Source organism: Ruminococcus gauvreauii (genome assembly GCF_025151995.1).
Taxonomy (GTDB): domain Bacteria; phylum Bacillota; class Clostridia; order Lachnospirales; family Lachnospiraceae; genus Ruminococcus_G; species Ruminococcus_G gauvreauii.
Genome location: NZ_CP102290.1, coordinates 1,709,299 through 1,734,855, shown reverse-complemented (window position 1 = coordinate 1,734,855; position 25,557 = coordinate 1,709,299). Strand labels below are relative to the sequence as shown.

At 50.0% G+C, this 25,557-nt stretch carries 21 protein-coding genes; all 21 read left to right on the top strand.

Translation table 11 applies throughout. From position 1 onward, the window contains the following. Positions 1-32: 32 nt before the first annotated feature. Positions 33-1,520 carry a sugar ABC transporter ATP-binding protein gene (locus tag NQ502_RS08400; RefSeq protein ID WP_028529561.1) on the top strand — a complete coding sequence of 496 codons (1,488 nt, stop codon included), beginning with the start codon at positions 33-35 and terminating at the stop codon, positions 1,518-1,520. Then, the gene (locus NQ502_RS08395; RefSeq protein WP_028529560.1) at positions 1,517-2,470 is read left to right on the top strand and encodes an ABC transporter permease; all 954 of its coding nucleotides are present in this window, start codon (positions 1,517-1,519) and stop codon (positions 2,468-2,470) included. The genes NQ502_RS08400 and NQ502_RS08395 overlap by 4 nt, the downstream gene beginning before the upstream one ends. A gap of 13 nt (positions 2,471-2,483) precedes the next feature. Further along, the gene (locus tag NQ502_RS08390; protein ID WP_028529559.1) at positions 2,484-3,446 is read left to right on the top strand and encodes an ABC transporter permease; all 963 of its coding nucleotides are present in this window, start codon (positions 2,484-2,486) and stop codon (positions 3,444-3,446) included. Between the two features lie 2 nt (positions 3,447-3,448). After that, entirely contained in the window at positions 3,449-4,087 is a 639-nt protein-coding gene (locus NQ502_RS08385; protein ID WP_028529558.1) for an SGNH/GDSL hydrolase family protein, read from the top strand. Between the two features lie 124 nt (positions 4,088-4,211). Next, complete coding sequence (locus NQ502_RS08380) at positions 4,212-5,303, top strand: ROK family protein (protein ID WP_028529557.1); 1,092 nt, start codon at positions 4,212-4,214, stop codon at positions 5,301-5,303. A gap of 32 nt (positions 5,304-5,335) precedes the next feature. After that, positions 5,336-7,969, top strand: coding sequence for a pyruvate, phosphate dikinase (ppdK, locus tag NQ502_RS08375; protein ID WP_260046711.1), 2,634 nt, complete (start codon positions 5,336-5,338; stop codon positions 7,967-7,969). Positions 7,970-7,992: 23 nt separating this feature from the next. After that, positions 7,993-9,414 (top strand): MFS transporter, encoded by a 1,422-nt coding sequence (locus tag NQ502_RS08370; protein WP_049898418.1) that lies wholly within the window; start codon positions 7,993-7,995, stop codon positions 9,412-9,414. A gap of 117 nt (positions 9,415-9,531) precedes the next feature. Further along, entirely contained in the window at positions 9,532-9,657 is a 126-nt protein-coding gene (locus NQ502_RS08365) for a hypothetical protein (RefSeq protein WP_260046709.1), read from the top strand. 124 nt (positions 9,658-9,781) lie between these two features. Then, positions 9,782-10,873: an ROK family protein gene (locus NQ502_RS08360; protein WP_028529914.1), complete on the top strand. Its 1,092-nt coding sequence runs from the start codon at positions 9,782-9,784 to the stop codon at positions 10,871-10,873. 57 nt (positions 10,874-10,930) lie between these two features. Then, complete coding sequence (locus tag NQ502_RS08355) at positions 10,931-11,248, top strand: AlbA family DNA-binding domain-containing protein (RefSeq protein WP_028529913.1); 318 nt, start codon at positions 10,931-10,933, stop codon at positions 11,246-11,248. Between the two features lie 13 nt (positions 11,249-11,261). Beyond that, the gene (locus NQ502_RS08350) at positions 11,262-12,173 is read left to right on the top strand and encodes an ATP-binding protein (protein WP_148511970.1); all 912 of its coding nucleotides are present in this window, start codon (positions 11,262-11,264) and stop codon (positions 12,171-12,173) included. A 360-nt stretch (positions 12,174-12,533) separates the two neighbouring features. Next, positions 12,534-13,793 (top strand): Glu/Leu/Phe/Val family dehydrogenase, encoded by a 1,260-nt coding sequence (locus tag NQ502_RS08345; RefSeq protein ID WP_028529911.1) that lies wholly within the window; start codon positions 12,534-12,536, stop codon positions 13,791-13,793. A gap of 116 nt (positions 13,794-13,909) precedes the next feature. Beyond that, positions 13,910-15,355, top strand: coding sequence for an aldehyde dehydrogenase family protein (locus NQ502_RS08340; protein ID WP_028529910.1), 1,446 nt, complete (start codon positions 13,910-13,912; stop codon positions 15,353-15,355). Between the two features lie 17 nt (positions 15,356-15,372). Further along, positions 15,373-16,251, top strand: coding sequence for a sugar phosphate isomerase/epimerase family protein (locus tag NQ502_RS08335; protein WP_049898416.1), 879 nt, complete (start codon positions 15,373-15,375; stop codon positions 16,249-16,251). A gap of 27 nt (positions 16,252-16,278) precedes the next feature. Next, positions 16,279-18,030 (top strand): cobalamin-dependent protein, encoded by a 1,752-nt coding sequence (locus tag NQ502_RS08330; RefSeq protein WP_169579932.1) that lies wholly within the window; start codon positions 16,279-16,281, stop codon positions 18,028-18,030. Positions 18,031-18,048: 18 nt separating this feature from the next. Beyond that, entirely contained in the window at positions 18,049-18,924 is an 876-nt protein-coding gene (locus tag NQ502_RS08325; RefSeq protein ID WP_044983547.1) for a class II fructose-bisphosphate aldolase, read from the top strand. Next, the gene (locus tag NQ502_RS08320; protein WP_049898414.1) at positions 18,921-19,952 is read left to right on the top strand and encodes an alcohol dehydrogenase catalytic domain-containing protein; all 1,032 of its coding nucleotides are present in this window, start codon (positions 18,921-18,923) and stop codon (positions 19,950-19,952) included. The genes NQ502_RS08325 and NQ502_RS08320 overlap by 4 nt, the downstream gene beginning before the upstream one ends. A gap of 23 nt (positions 19,953-19,975) precedes the next feature. Further along, complete coding sequence (locus tag NQ502_RS08315) at positions 19,976-21,466, top strand: xylulokinase (protein WP_028529906.1); 1,491 nt, start codon at positions 19,976-19,978, stop codon at positions 21,464-21,466. A gap of 12 nt (positions 21,467-21,478) precedes the next feature. Beyond that, entirely contained in the window at positions 21,479-22,921 is a 1,443-nt protein-coding gene (locus NQ502_RS08310; protein WP_044983546.1) for an aspartate aminotransferase family protein, read from the top strand. 147 nt (positions 22,922-23,068) lie between these two features. Then, positions 23,069-23,857 (top strand): SDR family NAD(P)-dependent oxidoreductase, encoded by a 789-nt coding sequence (locus NQ502_RS08305; RefSeq protein ID WP_028529904.1) that lies wholly within the window; start codon positions 23,069-23,071, stop codon positions 23,855-23,857. A gap of 33 nt (positions 23,858-23,890) precedes the next feature. Next, complete coding sequence (locus NQ502_RS08300) at positions 23,891-25,504, top strand: hydantoinase/oxoprolinase family protein (RefSeq protein ID WP_049898412.1); 1,614 nt, start codon at positions 23,891-23,893, stop codon at positions 25,502-25,504. The last annotated feature ends 53 nt before the right edge of the window (positions 25,505-25,557 follow it).

The window sequence follows — 25,557 nt, the reverse complement described above, 5'->3', positions numbered from 1 at the left end:
TGTGAACTGACGAGTTATCCGGAGGTGAGAATATGGAACAAAAAGTTATGCTTTCCGTACAGCATATAACGAAAAGATTTGGAACGGTCACGGCGCTCGACGATGTATCTTTCGATATCTATGAGGGGCAGGTACATGGACTGGTAGGAGAAAACGGTGCCGGCAAGTCAACGCTGATGAAGATTTTATCCGGCGTTCACAAAAAAGATGAGGGAAAGGTGTTTTTTGATGGAAAAGAAATGAATATTAAACGGCCGCTGGATTCCCTGGAGCTGGGCCTTTCCATTATCTATCAGGAGTTTAATCTGATCGAGTCCATGTCTGTGGGTGAAAATATTTTTCTGAACCGCTTTCGTGAAGTGGGCGGCATGAAGAAAACGCACAGAGAAGCACGTGCTCTGCTGGACAGTATCGGGAGTACGATTGATACTCATACGCCGGTGGAAGATTTATCCGTATCTGAAAAACAGATGGTGGAGATCTGTAAGGCACTGTCCTTTCACTCAAAACTGATCATTATGGACGAGCCCAGCACCACGCTGACGAATGAGGAGATGAAGCGTCTGATCTCGATCATCAATGATCTTAGGTCCAAGGGAATCACCATCATCTATATCAGTCATAAGCTGGATGAGATCTTTGAATTATGCGACCGTGTCACAATTATGCGTGACGGTCATGTTATCGACACCAGGAATACCTCTGAGATGAACCGCGCGGATATGATCGCTAAAATGGTGGGCCGGACGATTGAAAATGAATATCCCCCCCGAGCTCAGAAGGTGGGAGAGACGATTCTGGAGGTCAGAAATCTGAATACGAAAAAACTGCACGACATCAGCTTCACGGCAAGAAGAGGAGAGATCCTCGGGCTGGTGGGACTGGTTGGAGCGGGAAGAACCGAGACGGTTCGCGCGATCTTCGGAGCAGACAAATTACATAGCGGCGAGGTGTGGCTGGAAGGAAAAAAACTGGATATTAAAAGCCCGTTGGATGCAAAAAATCACGGTTTTGGTTTTGTGCCGGAGGAGCGCAAGGGACAGGGCCTTCTCCTGAACTTTGATATTGCCACCAATATCTCCATGGCAGCCTTTGATCATTTTACGGACAAAGGTGTTCTGAATAAAAAGAAGGAGAAAGAAATCGTTGAGAAACAGATTAAAGCATTGGGAGTTAAGACGCCGGGAGCCGATGAGAGAATAGGAAACCTTTCAGGCGGTAACCAGCAAAAATGTCTGATCGCCAGATGGCTGGAACTCAATCCAAAAGTTTTGATCATGGATGAGCCGACCAGGGGGATCGATGTGGGAGCTAAATATGAGATTTATGTATTGATGAAAGAGATTGCGGAGGCAGGCGGCACGATCATTATGATTTCTTCAGAGCTTCCGGAAGTATTGAACATGAGTAATCGTGTATATGTGCTCTGCGATGGCCATGTGGCCGGTGAGTTTGATGCGGCGGAGGTAACGGATACTCAGGTTATGGCCGTTGCATTGGGAGAGGAGGGGACGAAGTGAAACGGGAAAAGAAACAAATATTAGGAAATTTCATAAATGATTACCTTCTGCTGACAGGAATTATTATATTGACATTGTACACCATCATAGCAGAGCCTGCGTTCCTCAATCCAGGCAATCTTTTAAATCTGATTCGTACGTTTGTACCTCTTGCGTTTGTATCCATTGGTATGACACTGATCATTATCGGCGGATACATCGATCTGTCGGTGGCCGGACTGTTTTCCATGATGTCTATCCTGGCAAGCATGCTCTCCAATCGCTTCGGACCAGTTTCCCTGCTGCTGATCCTGTTGGCAGGACTGATCTGCGGAGCGGTCAGTGCACTGATTCTGATCATATGCGGAGCGAGAAACAGTTCGGATGCATTGTTTATCACATTTGGTATGCAGACGGCATTTAATGCACTGGCGCTGTTGTTAAACGGAGGGCTGGCAGTGACACTTGAGCAGACACCGTTCACACGGTTCCTGGGAGCGGGCAATTTTCTTGGAATCCCGATGGTGCTGATTCTGTTTATCATAGCGGTTGTGGTGCTGCAGTTTTTAATGAAGAAGATGCCGGTGGGAAGGGCTGTCCATCTGGTAGGCGGGAATCCCACAGCAGCAGAGCTGTGCGGCATCAAGCCGAGCAAAGTGATCCTGTTGTCTTTCAGCGTAACGGGCGCCATGACGGCATTGGGAGCATACCTGCTTCTCTGCCGTGTGGGGACGGCGATCCCCACGGTGGGAAAGAACTATGAGACGAATGCAATCCTGGCCGTCTGTATCGGAGGGACCAGTCTCTCAGGAGGCAAGGGAAGTGTCCTGAATACGGTACTTGGTGTTATGCTGGTGACGATCATGTCCAATGCCCTCAATATACTGGGGATCGACGCCAATATGCAGAGTGTGTGGAAGGGTGTGATCCTGATTCTGGCAATCTGGATCGACAGCCGCAGAAAGGTCTGAGGGAGGTGTGATTATGAATTATTCCGTACAATTTAAGAAGTCGCTGAAGACACTTACAAAACAGAAAGCATTTCTTGCAGTCGTTGTGATCTGTGCACTGATGTCTGTGTTTAACCGTTACTTTCTGACTGCGCAGAACCTTTCTTCTCTGCTGTTACAGGTGACTATACTGTGGATCATGGCGTTTGGAGTTACGTTCTGTATTATTTCAGGTGAATGTGACCTGTCACTGGGTGCCAATATGTGTATCTGCGGCATCATTGCGATTAAGCTTCTGCCGTATCTGCAGATCTGGGTGATACTGATCATAGTATTGCTGGTGGGTGCTGCAGTTGGAGCAGTAAATGCATTTATCAGCGTCAATCAGGGGGCGAACTCCTTTATCGTGACGCTTGGAATGATGATGCTGCTCAAAGGGATCTGCCTGGTAATGACAGACGGAGCGCCGATCGCGGGAACCAGCAAGACGTTTGCGGCATTTGGAACAGGCAGCATTCTGGGTGTTTATAATATTACCTGGGTTGCGGTGCTGCTGTTTGTGATTTCCCTGTGGGTGATGAAGCGCACTGAATTTGGCCGAAACTGCTATGCCGTGGGTTACAGCAAGGATGTGGCGGCATATTCCGGTGTCGCTGTAAAACGTCATCTGTGGGTCACTTTCATCATATCGGCGTGCAGCGCTGCACTGGCAGGATTCTGCCTGTCCGCGGAGCTGAATTCCGGTTCGGCAGCTTATGGTGACAATACGGCGCTTCTGATTAACTGTGGTGTTGTAGTCGGCGGTACTCCGTTTAACGGCGGCTACGGCGGTATGGTACAGTCGCTGATCGGTGTGTTCCTGTTTGGGCTGCTGGAAAACGTGATGAACCTTCTGGCTGTTACACCGTATATGCAGATGCTGATCCGCGGCATATTAATTGTCCTGGTTATCGGCATGGACTGCTATGCACGAAAGAAAAAACGGGAAGATGTGTAATTATGAAAAGTATATTATGTTATGGCGATTCCAATACCTGGGGATACATCCCGGGTAAAGGGGGAAGGTATCCAAGAGATATCCGCTGGCCGGGCCGCCTGGAAAGATATCTGGGCGCCGGATATCATGTGATGGAGGAAGGGCTGTGCGGCAGGACGACATCTTATCAGATTCCGCTGGAGCCTTTTAGGAATGGATTCGAGACGTTTCCTATGATCATGGAAAGTGCGGCGGATGCAGATCTTGTGGTTTTCATGCTCGGGACAAATGACCGGAGGACGCAGATTTGTGCATCGCCGCAGGAGAGTGCTCTGGCGATGGAGCGCTATCTGCAGTTTATCAATGTGCCTGTACTGTGGTCTGGCGAACGTGCGCCGGAGGTCTTGCTGGTCGCGCCTCCGGCGATCGATGAGTCCGTTATGGACAAAGAAGCCGGGTTTTACTATGGACAGAAATCAGTGCTGGATTCCCGATGCCTGGCTGAGGAATATCAGATCCTGTCAAAGAGATATAACTGTTCATTTTTAGATGCTGCAGAAGTATGCAGCGCAAGCCAGGAAGATGGTGTTCATTTAGATGAGCAGGGACATCAGAGACTTGCGCAGGCGGTGTCCTGGAAAATCCAGAAAATCATTCCATAAGAGGATGACTCCGGTATTTCACCTATATTATTATTTATTAAATGATATATATAATGATTAATATTGACTTTACTGGCAAAAGAGTGCTACGATACCTGGGAAAATAAAGATAGGGTGAGAAATTATGGTAACGATGAGAAATGATATTACAAAAGTAAAAGAGATCAATATAGAACTGATTAAGACAGCACTTAAAAACCTGGGTACAGCAACAAAAGCTCAAATTGCGGAGGCTACCGATATCAGTGTGGCAACATGCGGCAAAATTCTGAATGAATTATGCCAGTCAGGTGAAGTACTGGAAGCGGCGGTGGCCTCCGGAGGATACGGGCGTCCTGCAAAAAGTTATGTGTACAACGGCAATTATGCATTCATTGCATGCATCTATGCTGAGATGGTAAAGGGCAGAACAAAAATCAGCACGGTTGTGAGTAACCTGCTGGGTGAACTTCAGGGAGAGACCACGCAGGAGGCGGATGATGTGACATATGAAACCCTGGAAGAACAGATCGAAGTCCTGATCAGAGAATATCCAAAGCTGCGGGCTGTGGCGATAGGAATTCCGGGATACATCACAGACGATGTCGTTGACCTCTGCAACTTTGTCAGTCTGATGGGTGTACCCCTGCAAAGCAGGCTGCAGGAGAAATTTCCCGGGCTGCGTGTACTGGTGGAGAATGACATGAACGCGGCTGCGTTTGGATTTTACCGAAGCGGAAGTGTGGAAAAGAATGCAACGCTTGCTTTTATTTATTCGCCTGTCGAGCCGGTAAAGAGGCTGGAGGAAAAGGTAAATGAGCAGGGAAATGAAAAACGTAACAGACTGCTTAATTTTGGCATTAACTTCGGAGCGGGATTTGTATCCGGCGGTAAGATCCTTCGCGGAGCGACGGGATTTGCCGGTGAAGTTGCATTTTTGCCAATGCCGCCTATTTCCAGGAATAAGACAGCAGAGGTGACAGTGGAGACTATGGCATATATCATCGGTTCTATTGTTCCGATTCTGAATCCTGAGATTATAGCACTCACAGGAGTTTTTTTTAATGCAGAGAATATAGAAAAGATCAGGGATAACTGTCTGAAGCTGATCAGTCCGCAGCACATGCCGCAGATTATGATGCGGGATGATATCCGTGATGATTACATAAATGGTCTGCTGAATCTTGCGCTGGAAGAGCTGGCGTGCAGTGTGGCTCTGGTTGAAAGACATATTTAAATAAATACTTAACAACTATTGGAGGAAAGACAATGACAAAATGGGTTTATATGTTCAGGGAGGGAAATGCGGATATGAGGAACCTGCTGGGCGGCAAGGGTGCCAACCTGGCGGAGATGACGAACCTCGGCCTTCCCATCCCGCAGGGGTTCACGGTGACGACGGAAGCGTGCACCAACTACTATGAGAACGGGGAGCAGGTCTCGGACGAGATCCGGCAGCAGATCTTTGCGGCGCTCGGAAAGCTGGAACAGCTCCAGGGGAAGACCTTCGGCGACGTCGGCGACCCGCTGCTGGTGTCGGTGCGCTCCGGCGCGCGCGCATCCATGCCGGGCATGATGGACACGATCCTGAACCTGGGACTGAATGATGAGGCGGTGGAAGGATTCGCCAGGAAGACGGGCAACCCCCGTTTTGCCTACGATTCCTACCGCCGGTTCATCCAGATGTATTCAGACGTGGTGATGGAGGTGCCGAAATCCTTCTTCGAGAAGATCATCGACGAGGTCAAGGAGGAAAAAGGCGTCCATTACGATACGGAACTGACGGTGGAGGACCTGAAGGTGCTGGTCGGCAGGTTCAAGGCGGTCTACAAAGAGGCGATGGGCGGGGAAGAGTTCCCGCAGGAGCCGCGCGAGCAGCTGATGGGCGCGGTGCAGGCGGTGTTCCGCTCCTGGGACAACCCGCGTGCGATCGTGTACCGCCGGATGAACGACATCCCGGGGGACTGGGGGACCGCGGTGAACGTGCAGGCGATGGTGTTCGGAAACATGGGCGACACCTCCGGCACGGGCGTGGCGTTTACGCGGAACCCGTCGACGGGGGAAAAAGGCATCTACGGGGAATACCTGATCAACGCACAGGGAGAGGACGTGGTGGCCGGGGTGCGCACGCCGCAGCCGATCACGAAACTGGAAGAAGACATGCCGGAGTGCTATGCCGAGTTTATGGAGCTTGCGATGAAGCTGGAGGAGCACTACCGTGACATGCAGGATATGGAGTTCACGATCCAGGAAGGGAAGCTGTACTTCCTGCAGACGAGGAACGGGAAGCGGACCGCGCCGGCGGCGCTGCGGATCGCCTGCGAGCTGGTGGACGAAGGGAAGATCACGGAGGAGGAAGCGGTGCTGCGCATCGAGGCGAAGTCCCTCGACCAGCTGCTGCACCCGACATTTGACGCGGGGGCGCTGAAAGCCGGGAAGGTGATCGGAAGCGCGCTGCCGGCATCCCCGGGTGCGGCCGCGGGGAAAGTATATTTCACTGCGGATGAGGCGAAGCTGGCGCATGAGCGCGGCGAGCGCGTGGTCCTGGTGCGCCTGGAGACATCCCCGGAAGACATCGAGGGGATGCACGCGGCGGAAGGCATCCTGACGGCACGCGGCGGCATGACCTCCCACGCGGCGGTGGTTGCAAGGGGCATGGGCACCTGCTGTGTCTCCGGCTGCGGGGAGATCAAGATGAATGAAGACGAGCGGTACTTCGAGCTGGGCGGCGAGACGGTAAAAGAAGGCGATTACATTTCCCTGGACGGGACGACCGGCAGGATCTACCTGGGCGATATCCGGACGAAGGAGGCCGAGATCGGCGGGAACTTCCAGCGGATCATGGACTGGGCGGACAAATACCGCCGGATGCAGGTGCGCACGAACGCGGACACCCCGGCGGATACGAAAAAAGCCGTGGAGCTGGGCGCGGAGGGGATCGGCCTGTGCCGGACGGAGCATATGTTCTTCGAGCCGGAGCGGATCCCGAAGATCCGCAAGATGATCCTGTCCGACACCCCGGAGGCGAGGGAAGCGGCGCTCTCGGAGCTGATCCCGTTCCAGAAAGGCGACTTCAAGGCGATGTACGAGGCGCTGGAGGGCCGCCCGATGACGGTGCGCTACCTGGACCCGCCGCTGCATGAGTTTGTGCCGACATCGCCGGAGGACATCGAGGCCCTGGCGGCAGAAATGGGCCTGAGTGCAGATGAGGTGCGTGAGAAATGCGACGACCTGCACGAGTTCAACCCGATGATGGGGCACCGCGGCTGCCGCCTGCCGGTGACATACCCGGAGATCGCACGGATGCAGACCCGCGCGGTGATGGAGGCTGCCATCGAGGTGAAGGCGGAACAGGGCTATGACATCGTGCCGGAGATCATGATCCCGCTGGTGGGTGAGAAGAAAGAGCTGAAGTTCGTCAAGGACATCGTGGTGGAGACGGCGGAGAAAGTAAAGGAGGAGAAGGGCTCGGACATCGCGTACCATATCGGGACGATGATCGAGATCCCACGTGCGGCGCTGCTGGCGGACGAGATCGCGGAGGAAGCGGAGTTCTTCTCGTTCGGCACGAACGACCTGACGCAGATGACGTTCGGGTTCTCGCGGGATGACGCCGGGAAGTTCCTGGACGCCTACTATAAGGCGAAGATCTACGAGTCTGACCCGTTCGCCCGCCTGGACTTAAACGGGGTGGGCCAGCTGGTGGAGATGGCGGCCGAAAAGGGGCGGAAGATGCGCCCGGGCATCAAGCTTGGCATCTGCGGGGAGCACGGCGGGGACCCGAGCTCGGTGGAATTCTGCCAGAAGGTAGGGCTGGACTACGTGTCCTGCAGCCCGTACCGTGTGCCGATCGCACGGCTTGCGGCGGCGCAGGCTGCGATTAATCATGAAAAAACTGCGTAAAAAAGAACAGGAAGGAATACTCCGTGAAGAAAAACGAAAAGAGTCAAGGATACGTTCCATGTGAAACGATATCAAAAAATCTGACAGGCATGGAACGTGTTCCGGTAAAAGAGAAATTTTCCTATGGACTTGGGGATATGGCATCCTGTATTGTTTTTACGTTGACGACGGCGCTCTCTACATACTTTTATACAAATGTTGTCGGACTATCAGCTGCGGTCATTGGTACGATTCTTTTAATTTCCAAACTTTTTGACGGTGTATCTGATATTATTATTGGCATCCTGGTGGATAAAACAAAGTCCAGACACGGTAAAGCTCGTGCATGGCTGCTTTGGATGACAATACCATATGGTTTAACTGCCGTACTGATGTTTTTGATTCCTTCAAATGCTACGGAACTGGTGCAGGCTGTCTATGTATTTATTACGTATAACCTTGCTGTAACAATTGTTTACACAGCAATAAATTTGCCTTACGGTACACTTGCCGCAATGATGACCCGAGATCAGAATGAAAGATCCAGTATCAATATCTTTCGTATGGTCATGGCCAACATTAGTAACCTTATTGTATCCGCAGCTACGCTTCCGTTGATTAAACTGCTTGGTGATACACAGAAGGCATGGATTAAGGTGACAACCATTTATGCCGTGGCCGGTATGATTATGATACTTTTGTGTTTTCATAATTGCCATGAACGCGTTAAAATCCCAGCTGCTGCAAAAGGAGATAAGGTAACGCAAAAAAATGCTTTTAAAGCAATGTTCAGTAATAAATACTGGTGGATGATTGGAGGAATGTATCTGATCTGGGCGGTATATATGACGCTGAACGGAACTATGATGACCTATTTTGCAGAATATGAACTTGGAAATCGTGATCTTATGTCCATGATGAATATTCTGGAAAAGGGGGCAACCGTGATAACCGTGTTAACAGTGGCGACGTTTATTAAAAAATTTGGTAAGCGTAACTTATCGTTGGCTGGGTGTGTAATTATGTTGATCGGTGCTGGTATGATACTTGTTATGCCAAAAAATATACCGATTGTAATGATCGGTGTATTCCTTAAAGGAGTGGGTATAGGACCATTTACAGCTTGTATTTACTCTATGATGGCAGACACGATTGAATATGGCAACTGGAGGACAGGAATCCGTTCGGAAGGATTGCTATACAGCGCAGCGACGTTGGGTTACAAGATTGGAAGCGGGCTTACCTCTGCTATGGTTGGGTTTGTCATGGATGCCACCGGATATGATGGCCTTACAGCTATACAATCGCAATCTGCACATGTGGGTATACAATTTTTGTTTGTCGGTATGCCTGTTATTATTTGGGCACTGATGACAGGAATTATATGGTTATACAGGCTTGATCATGAGTATCCGGAGATTATGCGCCAGCTGCAAAGGGGCGAGTATTCAGAAAAGGCATATTAGACATGAATACGGAAGAAAAGTGTTTTCTATGTTAGACTTATGCATTTAAAATATGCGGTGATAGCCAATAAAAGCACTAAGTCTGCGCAGCAGATGGCTTTGGCAGGGATATGAAATGTGAATGAAAATAAAAAAGGAGGAAGTATCCGGCTGTTTGAAAGCTGGGGCTTCTTCTTTTTGGTTTCCGGAGATTTTAAATACATCAAAACTGGAAATGATATTCCGCTTTTAAGAAACATATAAGTGATAAGTCACGGTAATAAGAGAAACAGTTGATAATCTGCATTGGGAATCCAATTGACAGGTTATCGTACCAAATGCTATGATAAACGATATAAAATGCCTTGATGAAACGGGGAAAAGTAGAATGCTGACAATGCGAAACGATATAACCAAAGTAAAAGAAATTAATACAGAATTTATTAAATCAGCGCTAAAAAGTCTGGGGATGGCGACGAAGGCACAGATTGCCGATACCACAGGGATCAGTGTGGCAACCTGCGGAAAGATTCTAAACGAACTATGTACAACGGGGGAAGTGCAGGAAGCGGAGATAACATCGGGTGGATATGGACGTCCCGCAAAATCTTATGTCTATAATGGTGATTATGCGATGGTTGCCTGCCTTTATGTGGAGACAGACCGCGGCAAAATAAAGCTTTCCGTGATGGTCAGCAATCTGCTGGGTGAGGTGCAGGAAGAGTATGTCAAAGAGATTGAGGACGTGACCTCCGGGACCATCGAAGACGCACTTGCAGAGCTTGCAGAGAAATATGACAAACTGAGAGCGGCGGCAGTCGGTATACCGGGTTATATTACCGGGGACAGAATCGGTCTGTGTAATTTTGCAAGCCTGATCGGAGTGCCGCTACAGAAGATACTGCAGGAAAAATTTCCGGACATTCGGACTTTGGTGGAAAATGACATGAATGCTGCGGCGTTCGGCTTTTATCAGAATAACAGCAGGAATGAAAATGATACGATCGCGTTCGTATATTCTCCGTTGGAACCGTTGACAGGGGTGGATAGACAGGACACGAAAGTACTCAGTAATGAGCAGAAGAGGTTACTGAATATCGGTGTTGATTTTGGAGCGGGTTTCGTTTCAGGAGGACGGATTTTGCGCGGGGCGACTGGGTTTGCAGGTGAGGTAGCATTTCTTCCGGCACCGCATCTGGAGAATCTTAACACGACAGAAAACAGGCTTAAGATGGCAGCACATATTATAGAATCCATTGTACCGATTTTGAATCCGGGGACCGTGGCACTGGCAGGAGGTTTCTTTGACGCGGAAAACATTGAGAAAATTCAAAAACAGTGTCTGGAGCTGATCGAACCGCAGCATATGCCGCATATTATTCTGAGAAGCGATATTCATGACGATTATGTCAATGGTCTGCTGAATCTTGCACTGGCAGAATTGTCGTGCAGCGTAGCGCTGGTTGAGCGCCAGTTTTAGGAGGATAGAGTATGAAGATGTTATACTTGTAACATATTAGAAAGTGGGGTGGAAACCGTGACTTTAAAGGATATTGTAGAGGGTGAATCAAAAAATATCGAGTTTAAAGTTGAACTTCCGAAAAAGAGTGAAAAATACGTGAAATCAGTGATTGCATTTACTAATACTGGTGGCGGTAAGATTGTAATTGGTGTGGATGATCAGACCAGAAACATTGTTGGAGTAAATGAAAAAGAAGTATTTCAGATTATGGATGCCATAGCGAATGCGGTATCTGATAGTTGTGAGCCACAGATTATACCAAACATTACATTTGAGACTATTGAAAATAAATGCGTGGTTGTTATCGAAATATATCCAGGAGAAAACGAATGACATTAAACATTATATGTCAGAGGCAATTGGAGAAGATGATCCAAAAGCGGTAAAAGAAGTTTCCGTTGAACAATTGTTAAACTGGAAAATATTGAGGAAATCAGAGGGGGAAATCCTTTCCACAAATGCTTTTGTTCTGCTAACCAGCAAATATTTTACATTTTCAAAGATACAGTGCGCCTTGTTTAAAGGGATAGAGAGGGATGTTTTTATTGATAAAAAGGAATATAGTGGTCCCTTATACGAGCAAATAGAGAATGCATATCAGTTTGTATTGCGCCATATTAATCTTGGAGTAGAGATTGAGGGGATTGTAAGAAAAGAAACTTATGAGCTTCCCGTAGGAGCTATTCGAGAAATGATTGTAAATGCCGTGTGCCACAGAAATTATATGGATAACTCCTGTGTACAGGTAGCTGTGTATGATAACAGAGTTGAGGTCACATCCCCAGGGATGCTTTACGGTGGGCTGACGTTAGAAGAAGCTATGAGTGGGCGCTCCAAAATTCGTAACCGGGCAATTGCCGAAGTTTTTAGCAGAATGGAAATTATTGAAGAGTGGGGAACGGGAATCCGGCGTATTTTAAATCGAGCAAAGGAATTTGGGCTACCGGAACCGGAGTTTCTGGAAATTGGGGATATGTTTAGAGTAAATCTATACAGGAAAGCCGATAAAAAGCCGATAAAAGCCGATAAAAAGCCGATAAAAGCCGATAAAAAGCCGATAAAAGCCGAAAGAAAAGAATTGGTACTAGCTTTTGTTGATAATAAAGGAAGTATTTCAAATAAAGAAGCCAGAGAAATTTTAGGATTAGCTGAATCAACAACAAAGCGGTTTCTGAAAGAGATGGTGAAAGAAGGTTTATTAGTTGAAAAAGGTGACAGAAGAGCACGAATATATTTGAGGGCAGATGATAAAAAATAATTCAGCAGATGCCGTACAATGACTATAAATATAAGTTATTGTACGGCATCTGCTATTTAAAAGCATTTGGAAACATGTTCAAAAGATGATAAAGCGGTTTTTGTTACTTTTACACAAAAAATCAGGAATGCTTTCGGCTGATTACACAGAAATACCCGGATTGCAGAAAAACAATTGACAAATCAGGAATTCGGAATTATTATGTAGATAACATATAAAAGATATTTTAAAAAGTAAAATCATAAGTAAATTAAAAATGAACTTATGATTGGCAGGATACGATCGGAGGGAGGAAAATCATAGGTCCTGTGTTCAGGTTAATGTGTTGAGTTGAAAGGTGAAAAAGTGAGGTAGAGCAAGATGGAAAAGTATAATCCGTTTGATAATGTGATTGCGGTTGTGGAGAATGCGGCACAGAAACTGGGATATGAGCCGGCAGACTATGAGGCGCTGAAGTATCCGGAACGTGAACTCCAGGTTTCGATCCCGGTCAGGATGGATGATGGATCAATTCATGTATTTGAGGGTTACCGTGTTCAGCATTCGACAACGCGCGGCCCGGCAAAGGGCGGTATCCGTTTCCATCCGGCAGTCAACAAAGATGAGGTAAAAGCGCTGGCAGCCTGGATGACGTTTAAGTGTGCGGTGGTCAATATTCCGTACGGCGGAGCAAAGGGCGGTGTTGTGGTTGACCCCAGGAAGTTGTCAAAATCAGAACTTCGCCATATGACGCGGCGTTTTACGGCGATGATCGCACCGATCATCGGCCCGGATCAGGATATTCCGGCGCCGGATGTGAATACAAATCCGGAGATCATGGGCTGGATCATGGATACCTATTCCATGTTGAAGGGACACAGCATGCCTGGTGTGGTTACCGGAAAACCTCTGGCGATCAACGGAATTCCGGGTCGTATGTCGGCTACCGGACGCGGCGTGATGTTTACGACAAAAAACATCCTGACAAAGATGGGGATTCCGTTTCAGGATGCCGAAATTGCAATCCAGGGATTCGGTAATGTGGGCGGAACGGCTGCGAGGCTGCTCTACAAAGAAGGATTCAAAGTTGTCGCAGTCAGTGATGTATCAGGAGGGCTGTACTGCAAAGACGGGCTGAACATATACGAACTTCTGGACTTTACTAAGAACAATCCGGATAAGCTGTTTGAGGATTATGAGGCGGAAGGGGTTGTACATATTACAAATGCAGAAGTGCTGGCAACGGAATGTACTGTACTGATACCCGCGGCGATGGAAAACCAGATCAACGAGGAGACGGCGGATTCACTCAGATGCCGGATTGTGATCGAAGCGGCGAATGGGCCTACGAGCCTGGAAGGCGATGAGATACTCTCCAGGAGAGGGATCACAGTTGTGCCAGATATCCTTTGCAATGCCGGAGGTGTCGTCGTATCGTATCTGGAATGGGTGCAGAACCAGCAGGCGATCTACTGGGAGGAGACGGAGACAAACTCCAAACTGAAACACGTTATGGACCGTTCCTTCGAGGAAGTATGTGAAATGGCAGAAGATAAAAATGTAAGTTACCGCGAGGCTGCATATATGATCGCTATTCAGCGGGTAGTTGAAGCAAAGAAGATCCGCGGAGTATGGCCGTAATATTTTGCTTAGTTTTGATAGAATAAATAAAATATATAATTATTAAATGGGATTAAAAGAAAGCTTTAATCCATCGATGATCTAAGCTGCAGCGGACGCGGCGGAGGAGGAAAAAAATGTATGTTCAAATTGGTGGAGAACACCTGGGAAGGGGATATGATATGTTACCAGTTTTTAATCCGATGACGGGAACCATCATCGACCATGTTCCGGCGCTGACGGATCAGGATATCGCACGTGCGGTGGATGCGGCAGTGGAAGGACAGAAGGAGTGGGCGGCAAAGCCTCAGACTGAGAGGAACCGGATCCTCAGAAAATTTGCAGAGATTGTGTTATCACGCAGGGAAGAGATCGGAGCGCTGCTCTGTTCGGAAAATGGAAAACGGATCGCGGAGGCGGAGGAGGAAGTTGATACGGTAGCCGCCCTGATCGAGAGTTACTGCGACAAGGCAAGTCATATCTACGGAAAATCTCTGCCGAACGGGACAGATGCAACGTCCTGCCACAATGATATCATCTTTACAAGATATGAACCGCTCGGCGTGATCGCATGCCTGCTGCCGTTTAACTTTCCGGTAGAGCTGTGCGGACACAAGATCGCACCGGCTCTCGCGGCGGGAAACTCTGTGATCATCAAACCGCCTTCGGACTGTCCGCTGGCAATTATTAAGATGGTAGAGTGTCTGCATGAAGCGGGTGTTCCGAAGAAGGCTGCTCAGGTGGTGACCGGCCGGGGGTCTGTTGTGGGTGATGCTCTGATCACGAACCCGAAGGTTGCCGCGATCACCATGACGGGAGGCACCGAGACGGGGATACATATTGCCGGGATGGCCGCCCGCAACCTGACGAGATGCTATCTGGAGCTTGGCGGAAACGATGCTTTTGTGATTCTGGAGGATGCTGATATTGATCTGACGATCGGCCAGGCGCTGGAGAGCCGTGTCAACAACGCCGGTCAGGTGTGCTGTGCATCCAAACGGTATATCGTACACGAGTCGGTGGCAGAGGAATTTACGAAGAAGCTGGTAGCAGCTCTGGAAAAACTGAAGATCGGTGACCCGACGGACCGTTCAAACGATGTTGGCGGCATGATCTCAGAAGATGCGAGAAATGAAGTAGTTGATCAGATTCGCCACACGGTGAAGCAGGGTGCAAAACTTGTATACGGCGGTGAGGCATGGGGGAAAAACTTTATGTCACCGGCAGTACTGACGGGTGTCACCGGGGATATGGATGTGGCAAAAGATATGGAGATCTTCGGCTCCGTATTTCCGATTATCACATTCAAGACGATCGAAGAGGCAGCCGCACTTGTGAATAACTGTCCGTATGGACTGAACAGCGCCGTGTTTTCGAGAGATATGACAAAGGCGATCTCATTTGCGGAACATATTCAGGCGGGGAGTGCTGTCATCAACGGCGGCGGCAATTACCGCACGGCAGCGATGCCGTTCGGCGGATATAAGAAGAGCGGCATCGGAAGAGAGGGATCTTCGGAGACGCTGAAAGAATTTCTTCAGGAGAAATCCTATGTGTTAAAAGACGCAATGGGTCAATTTTAGGACGGGAGGCAACAGATATGATGAAAATTGGTCTGAATACAAATACATTTCCCGGTGAGACGCTGGATGTGCTGATACCGCTGGCAAAAGACTTCGGGATCCGCCATCTGGAACTTTGGGGCTCGAATCTGGAGCCGAACGGGAAAGAAAGTGTGAACTTCTATGCCTTCTCGGATAAAAACCTGAGAAAGGCAAAAGAACAGGTCGAGGCTGCGGGGATGACCGTGGGTGCTCTCTCCTCCGGGCTCGGGCTGGATACGCAGATGACAAGTGATCCGGAATTATTTTCACAGGAACTGGTGACGACAGTGGAGGCAGCGGCATTTTTTGGGGCAAAGGTCGTGAATCATTATTCCGATAAGATTCAGCCGGGACTCACACCGGAGATCGAACGGCTGCACCAGTACTTCGATGCGGCGGTAAAACGAGCAGAAGAACTCGGTGTCATCCTGGCACTGGAAAATGAAGCCGGAGATGCCAGCCGGACACCGGAAAATATGCTGAAGATCGTCGAATCCTTTGATTCCCCGAACTTTAAGACAAATTTCGATGCGACAAACTACTACCATGCATCCTGCGAGGCATTTCCTTATGCATACGAACTGCTGCAGAAGCATATCGCATACGTACATATCAAGAACGGAAGACTTTACCGGCCGGGCGGTTTCTGCCCGGATACGAAATGGTTCGGCGGGGCGATGACGTGTGAGCCGGGGACGATCTACTACTGTGAAGCCAAGGACGGTGTTGTAAATATTGACGGTCTGGTACACAGGCTCGCACAGGACGGATATCAGGGCATGTGTACCCTGGAGCCGCACACGACGCGGGAAAATGCCATCCGTGCGATTCACGGTGAGGTTCGTTACCTCAGGGCGACTGATTTATTCGAATGATACGAAAAGGGGTGTGAAGGAATGGACGTGGCAACGTTAGAATATATCCGCGGGTTAAAGCCGGCTCCTCACGCGGACGGACGTGAGCTGGTGAAAAAAGGAATCGAGATTGGAAACAGTTTTGAGGCACCGCTCACCTGGTATGAGGGCTATGCGAATCATATGGAATTTAAAAAGGCGTGTCAGCGGGAAGGCAGGATCTACTGGTGTCTGCTGATGGGACTTGCGACGCTTGCGGACGAGGTAGATGCTGTTAAACAGATTTATGAATTCCAGGAGCGGACCGGATTTAAGCTTGGATCCATGCTGCACATCCCAAGCGGAAATGTGGCCCTGCCGAAAGAATACAGGGAAAATGCTCCCAAGACCACAAGTTTTATGCTGGAGAGCCTGGAGGACTGGATGGCACTCAGGAATGCGGCACCGATCGATATCAGCCTGAACGACCACCATCTGGTTTGCCCGAATTCTATCGAGACGACGGTAAATGCACTGAAAGCAGGGGCGGTCCGGGTCGGTTCTTTCGGACAGTTCCTGTGGGACTACCCGGGATTCACCGACGATGTGAAGCGCTATTCGGATATGGTCACTTCCCTCGGGATCATGGCAAGCAAACGGGATGATATGTTTGCGGTGGAGACATATCTGGACGACAGCTTCCCCGGGTATTTCATGGATTGTGCTTCGTACGTGGGCTATGCGCTGCTTGAGCATTATATCTGTACGAAACTGTGCGGTGCGAGATACGTGATCTCTTTCGGCGGACTTCTGAGCGAGGGGAACACAAGAATCGCCGTGGCACTGGCACTGCATGAGCTGATGAGCACGGAGGAACAGCCGGTGCTCACCTATATCAACGGATCCACCAATATGCAGTGGGATCATGACATCCACGGCAACTACGGGTTTGCGGCGCAGGAGATGCTGCTGGAAATCTGTGCTGAGAAAAAGTTCCACATGGCGCTTGCTATTAACCCGGTGTCGATCACGGAAAAGATTGCCGTGCCGACGCTGCAGGAGCTGCTGGATATCTACAGCTGCGGCAAGCGCGTGGAAGAAAAAGCGGATGAGTGGATGCCGCTGATCGACTGGACACCGATCATCGAGATGAAGGATGTGATGGTGAAGGAGGCGAAGACATATTTCCACAATGCCATGTCGGCGTTCAAAGAGGCTGGCATTGATACGGAAGATCCGCTGGAAATGCTGCTGCTGCTGAAAAAATTCGCACCGCAGAAACTGGAAAAGGCATTTCATTCCTCTACGGTAAACGGTCAGAATGAAGAAGTCATTCCTTTTTATCCCACAGTCCTCGGACGTCAGACGAATGAGATGCGTGATGAGATCATACAGGAGCTGAAGGAAGAAGGACTTGCCGGAAGCCTTGCCGGGAAAAAGATTGTAATCGCATCAGGAGACGCGCATGCGTACGGTCTGCAGCTGGTAGACGGAGTGCTGCGTGAGATGGGGGCTGTTACGATCAACATCGGAGTGGATATGGATCCGATTGATCTGCTGGATGCCGCGGATGAAGACGGGACACCATACGTGGGCGTCAGCTGCCATAACGGTCAGGCACTGGATTACGGAAAACAGCTGCTCGAGCTTGCCCGTGAGAGGGGAAGAGAATACATCTTTTTCATGGGCGGAAAATTGAATACCATCTTGCCGGGAGATGCGGAGCCGACAGAAGTCGGGCCGATGCTCTGTGACATGGGAATACAGGGAGACAATGACATAAAAACAACGGTTGTGCTGATCAGCAATCACAGCCGATAGAGAAGGAGTGTGTGGAAAATGTTGGCTTCACCTAAAGTAATGATGGCGGATGCACAGAAAAAAGGATACGCGGTACCGGCATTTAACTATTATAACCTGGATGTGCTGTTTGCCGTACTGGAAGCAGCCGAGGAGGAGGATGCACCTGTGATTGTACAGCCGTACAGTGCATACGTTCCATTCCTGCACCATGAGGTTCTGGCAAAGGCGAGTCTGGAGGCGATTGCACAGAGCAGGACGTGTGCATACCTGCATCTGGACCATGCGACGGACTATGAGCTGATCATGCGCTGCATCGGCAGTGACTATACTTCTGTGATGGTGGACGGATCGGCACTGCCTCTGGATGAAAACATTGCGCTGACAAAATCAGTGGTAAAGGTGGCGAAATCAGCCGGAATCTATACAGAAGCGGAACTGGGAAGAATCTTCCGGGTCGGAGTGGATGATGACCAGATGGATGACGGTGACGAGACCGCCAGAGTAGAAGACTGTGTGCGTATGGTTGAAGAGACGGGAGTATGTTCTCTGGCTCCGGCAGTCGGGACGGCGCACGGGGTCTACACGAAGCCGCCGAAGATCAACTTTGAGCGTATCAGGGAGATCAGGGCAGCTGTGGATGTGCCGCTGGTACTGCACGGCGGTTCCGGAACACCGGATGAGATGATCCGCGAGGCGATCTCCTGCGGAATCAGCAAGATCAATGTGGGAACGGAACTGAAGTATGCGTGGTCCGGCGCTATGAAGGAAATGTTTAATAAAGGTGAAAAAGAACCAAGAGTATGTTCGGCGTATGCCCGTGAACAGGTGAAGGAGGTAGCGAAGAAGAAACTGCGCCTGTTCGGAACAAGCGGACATCACCGTGACATTGTGGAACAGGGAGGGCTGTTATGATGGAAATGATGCGTGGAACGAAATTTAATAAAAACGGAGTCGGACAGGAGAGATGTCCCGTCGTTCAGGTGCCGAAACCTGAGATCACAAGACCGGATGAAGTCCTGATCCGCATTGAGGCGGTGAGCATCTGCGGTACGGATGTGCGGGCACTGGCAAATCCTCCGGCATTTGACTTCGTGGACGGTATCGTAGTAGGCCATGAGGGCTGCGGTATCGTCGAGGCAGTCGGAGACGATGTGACAAATTGTAAGGTTGGGGACAAGGTTGTCGTTCACCCGAATATCTGGTGCGGAAAATGTGAGCCGTGCCGTACCGGACATATTAATCTTTGCGAAAACTTCCGCCATATCGGAGACCGTATAGACGGTGCAATGGCTGAATATCTCTGTATCGAGGAGCGGATGGTTTACGTGATCGACAGCGAGGTGCCTTCTTATATCGGTGCGCTGACAGAGCCGCTGGCGTGCGTGTTAAACGGCACAACAACCGTAAAAGCCAAGCCCGGTGATGAAGTGGTTGTACTGGGCGGGGGACCGATCGGTTTGATCTTTGCGATGCTCTACAAGGCGGCAGGTGCGCACGTGACTGTATCCGAGCCGATGGAATACCGCAGGGATCTGGCCCTGAAGCTGGGATGTGATGTGACCGTTAACCCCAAAGAGAGAGATCTTGAGACAGAACTTCGAGCATACGCACCCGAAGGCGCTGACATCGTGGTGGATGCAGTCGGCGTGATGCTCCCGGTCGCTGTACAGATCGCCCGAAAGGGAGGACAGATCGTGGTGTTCGGCGTCAATCAGACAGCGCAGGTGACAATCCCGCAGTACCCGATCACAGAAAAGGAACTTACGATACGCGGCACGTATATCACGAAGGGAACCTTCCCGCTGGCGATCAGGATAATAGAAAACAAGCTGATTCCGATCGATAAGCTGATCACTCACAGACTGCCGCTTGAGCAGCTGCTGGACGGTATCGATCTGATGGTAAAAGGTATGGCAGGTAAAATAGTGATTGAAATCTAACGTACAGAAAGGCGGATGACATTATGACATACCATCTGACCTATGATTTTGGGTCCGGCAGCGTCAAAGCGGCATTATCCAGTCAGGGATTCAAGTTATGCGGCATTGAAAATGCTCCTTATGCTACCTATTTTCCAAAGTTTGGATGGGCGGAGCAAAAGCCGGAAGAACACTGGAATGCAATGTGTCAGGCTACGAAAAAGCTTTTGAAAAAAACAAAAGTGGATCCCGCGGATATTGCAGGTATCGCGATCGCACAGACGGCGACCACAATTATTTTCACAGATGTGGATGGCAGGCCGCTTACCGACTGTGTGATGTGGATGGATGGAAGAGCCGAAGCACAGGCGGAAAAGATCAATGAACGGCTGAAGGAAAAGCGGTTCAGCGGGAAAAATGTGATCTCAAAGCTTTTGTGGTTTCTGGAAAAAAAGCCGGATACGGTCACGCGCGCACATGCGATGCTGGATGTCTCAGCATTTCTCTTTCACAGGATGACGGGTGAATGGGCGTATGAATTCACCGGTTCCCGGGCGACCTGCCTGGTGGATATCGGGAGACGATGCTGGGATGAGGATATGTTTGAGCTGATTGGCTTTCCGCGCCGGCTGGTGCCGGATAGGATCGCAGGCTCGACGGAACAGATCGGACTGCTGACCCAAAACGCGGCAGCGGATCTGGGACTTGTCCCGGGGATTCCCCTGTTCGGAGGATGTTCGGACCATGCGACGGCAATGCTGGGGACCGGATGCATCCGGCCGGGCGATGCGCATATTTATATGGGAACGAGCGCATGGCTGGCGGCGGCGACATCGGAGGATGATCCCCTGCCGGGACGGATGCCGTCACCGGTACCGGGACTCAGATATCATTTCTATGATACGGATTCCGGGGGAAGCTGCATCGACTATCTGCTGAATACGTTTTATACGGATGAAATGAAACGGGGAGCGGACGTGTATACACTGATGAATCAGGAGGTTTGGACGGCTCTTGAGGAGGAAGATGAGAATGTACTGTTTCTCCCCTTTCTGGCAGGAGCGTCGGCGCCGATCTCCAACACGACAGTGAGAGCTTCACTGCTGAACCTGACCAGAAGTACGAAACGCCGCCATATCGCGCTGGCCGTGATGCAGGGTGTATGCTTTAATCTCCGCTGGATGCGTGATATACACCGGGAAAGAAACGGCTGGAATCCGAATTTCCTGCGGGGGATCGGCGGAGGCATGGCGAGTGAGGTGTTTGCTCAGATGCTCGCAGATGTTCTGGACACGCCGTTTACTCCGCTTGAGAATCCGCGGTTCGCCGGGAATCTGGGACTGCAGTCCTGTATCGAGGTCGGCCTGGGCAAAGCAAGGGATTTTACTGTACTGGATGACGTAGTGACATGCGGTAAAACGTACATGCCGCGCAGCGGTTATCAAAAGAGATATGACCGGATGTACGAATGTTACCGGGAAAGTTACCAAAGTCTGGAAGATATGTACCGAAAACTGAACGAAACCAATAGGTAAAGGAGAACGATTATGAAGATGGAATATTTAGATGCGTTTAATTACGATGCTGTACATGAGAGAGCAAAATACGTACTGGAACATACAAAGAGGCTGAAACCGGAGGCGGAAAAAGAGTGTCTGGAGTGGTTTGATACCCACTGTGCAGCATCCAAAAGAACGATTGAGGAAGCAAAAAGCGCAATTCCGGGGGGCGTACAGCACAATCTTGCCAACAACTATCCGTTTGCACTGAACTGCGTGAAAGGTGAAGGGGCTTACCTCTATGACATCGACGGCAACAAATATATCGACTTTATCGGCGCCGGAGGTCCTTCCATACTTGGAAATAATGATCCGGATGTTCACGATGCTGTGATCAAGACACTGAACACAACGGGTTATCTGACAGGCCTTTACCATGAATATGAATATAAACTGGCACAGAAAGTAAAAGAATTTTTCCCGTCCGTAGATAAATTCCGTATGATGGGCTCCGGATCTGAGGCATGTATGGCGGCAATCCGTGCGGCGCGTGCATTTTCCGGAAAGAAAAATATCGTAAAGCTGAAAGGCTGTTACCATGGTATTTCCGATCAGCTGATCTATGATATCCGTTACTGTGATTCCAAGACATCATTTGCTGCAGGTATTCCGGATGAATGCTTCGGCAATATATCAGCCGTTATGGTGAATGACCTGAACGCGCTGGAAGACCGCTTCAAAGAAAATGAGAAGAACGGCGGAACGGCATGCTTTATCATGGAAGCAATGGGTCAGGATTCCGGTGTTCTCCCAACAACCCGCGAATACCATAAAGGTGTCAGAGAACTGTGTGACAAATATGATGTGATCCTGATCTATGACGAGGTCGTGACAGCATTCCGCCTGGCACTCGGCGGTGCCCAGGAATACTTTGATACCCGTGCGGATATCACGGTGTTTGGTAAAGTCATCGCGGGAGGGTTCGCATCTGCCGGAGGATTCGGCGGCCGTGAGGACATCATGAGCGTGCTGACAGCGGGCGTGGCACATATTGCGGGGAATAAGATTGTTGTCGGCGGTACGCTGACAGCCAACCCGATCTCCTGCTGTGCAGGTTACGTGACACTCTGCAAGCTGCAGAAAGAAGACATTCCGAACAAATTGAATCAGGCAGGTATTGAATTTACAAGAAAACTGACAGATCTGGCAAATAAATATGACATTCCGGCGATTATCTCCAGTACAGGATCTGTGCTTCAGATCGACCTGACAGGCATGAAACACGTTGCCACCTTCCCGGAATATTCCAGAGATGAACAGGCAGCAAAACGTCAGTTTGCGTCCGCGAGAATGACAGATTTCGCGATGGCACTGGCAGCAAACGGTATCCTGACGGCAGGAGGAAACAAAACATTCCTGAACTACTGCTCTCTGGATATACTGGATGACGCATTTGAGATTTACGAAAAAGTTTTCTCTATGTATGCGTGAATAAAGCCCTCTTAAAAACTTCTATATTCCCTTAGCTCGAAAGAAGTCCCGGCTGGCTGCCAACCAGCCGGGGGGAGGGAAACGAAGTGATAATTATATATAACTGTTACGATACAACATCCTATAATCAGACAGGAGAAATAGTATATGAAAAATCAGATAGTATTAGCGGGACAGGCAGCTGTTGTAACCGGCGGAGGTTCCGGTATCGGACGCGCAATCTGTATTCAGCTGGCAGGACACGGTGCATCAGTCCTTGTAGCGGACATGGCAGTGGATAAGGCACAGGAAACAGCAGAGATCATCCGCAAAAATGGAGGAACAGCCAGTGCGATGCAGGTAAATGTCACTGATGCCAAAGATGCACAGGCGATGATTGATAAAGCAGTGGAACTGTACGGAAAAGTAGATCTGCTGTACAATAATGCAGGTATCTGTACAGTCAGCGAAATTGAAAAGATGCCGGAAGCATGGTGGGACGCTATCTTTGCGGTCAACTGTAAAGGTGTGTTCCTGTGCTCACAGGCCGTGATCCCGCAGATGAAAAAACAGGGTTTTGGACGTATTATCAATACGGCTTCCCAGGCGGGAAAAGGTGCGATCCCGAAACAGGTACACTACTGCGCAACAAAGGCAGCCGTGATCGGGTTTACCCGCGCCCTGGCAATGGAATTAAAAGATACGGGGATCCGGGTCAACTGCTTCTGTCCCGGCTCCGTCATGAGTGAGATGACATTGCGCGAAGCACAGGCAGTCTATGAGCTGGACGGCATCGAGCCGGAAGAGTCCCTGAAAGAATGGCAGGCGGCGATACCGCTGGGCCGCTGGGTGACACCGGAGGATGTGGCAGACATTGCGGTATTCCTCGCTTCTGACTATGCAGAGTATATGACTGGTCAGGCGGTCAATATTTCCGGCGGCCAGACAATGCATTAACCACCATAACATGACAGTCAGACAGGAGCGGCTATGCTGATTTTAGGAGTTGATACCGGAGGTACGTATACGGACGGCGTGATCATGGACCGGGATACCGGAACAGTAGTGCATACGGCGAAAGCGCTGACTACACAGTATGATCTGACGGTTGGGATCAGGAACTGTATGGATGCGCTTGGCTTTGAATCCTGGCAGCAGATCGATATGGTAAGCCTCTCCACTACCCTGGCGACCAATGCCATTGTAGAGGGAAAAGGCAGCCGGGTGGGGCTTCTGCTGCTCGGCGGAAGACCGGACGGAGAGGTGCCTGCAGATATATCCGCTGAGCTTCCCGCCAGAGTGGACATCCGCGGCGGGATCAGCAGGCCGCTGGATGAGAGTGAGCTTGATGATAAGCTTGCCGGACTCCGTCATACATGTGATGCGGTGGCTATATCGGGGTATGCAAGCATCCGGAATCCGGAGCATGAAAGACAGGCGGCACGGCGTGTTGCCGAGGTATTAGATCTTCCGGTGGTCTGTGCACATGAGCTTTCCGGTTCGCTGGGATTTTATGAGCGGACGGTTACGGCGGTGCTGAATGCCAGGCTGATCCCGATTATCAGAAATCTGATCACAACCGTTTACGATGTGATGAGGGAGCGGGGAATCCGAGCACCTGTGATGATCGTGCGCGGCGACGGAAGCCTGATGCGGGCGGATTATGCCGTAGAAAGACCGGTGGAGACAGTCCTCTCCGGACCCGCGGCAAGTGTCATCGGGGCCAGGTTCTTAAGCGGCTGCCAGGATTGCCTGGTTGTCGATATGGGCGGCACTACGACGGACATTGCCTGCCTGCAGAATGGACAGTGCAAAGTCTCTGAGGAGGGGACCTGCCTTGCGGGATGGAGAACCAGGGTAAAGGCACTGGAGATCTGTACGTTCGGGCTTGGTGGTGACAGTGAGATCAGGAGAAGACCAAACGGTACGATACAAATCGGACCGCGCCGTGTGGTGCCGCTTTGCAGGGCCGGGATGTGCAGTGGAAAATCCGGATTGACACCGACAGATATACTGCATGTGACCGGCGAATACGTACAGTGGGAATCATCCAGCTCTGTTCGGGGTATCGAGGTATTTGCACAGAAAGCGGCGGCAGGGGCGGGCATTCCCGCATTGCAGGCGGCACAGAAACTGCGCGGGAAAATCGTGGAAAAACTGGCCAAATACTGCCGGGAAAGTGTGGATGTATTTGGAAATGCGAACATCCGGATACTGGTCGGTGCGGGTGCACCGGCACCCGTATGGCTGCGGGATGCGGCCGCCAGACTTGGCATGCGTTGCGATATACCGGAACATGCAGGTGTCGCAAATGCAGTGGGCGCTGCAGTCGGACAGATTATCGAGACATCCGCTGTACTGCTTCGGAGAAATAAATGGAATGAATCTTATTATATATACACAGAAAAAGAACGTCTGCGTGCACTGACCTATGATCGGGCAAAAGAACTTGCTCATCATCTGGCATACCAGTACGCGGAAGAAAAAGCAAAGTTTGCAGGTGCTGCCGATTTTCATATTGACAGAAAAGAGTGGGAGGTCCGGGATCAGGACGGAACATTCGTGGAGTGGCATGTGCAGGCGACAGCGGTCGGATATCCATGAGGTATTGAACCGCAGTGAAATAATGGCATCCTATTTTTACTTCCTAAATATTT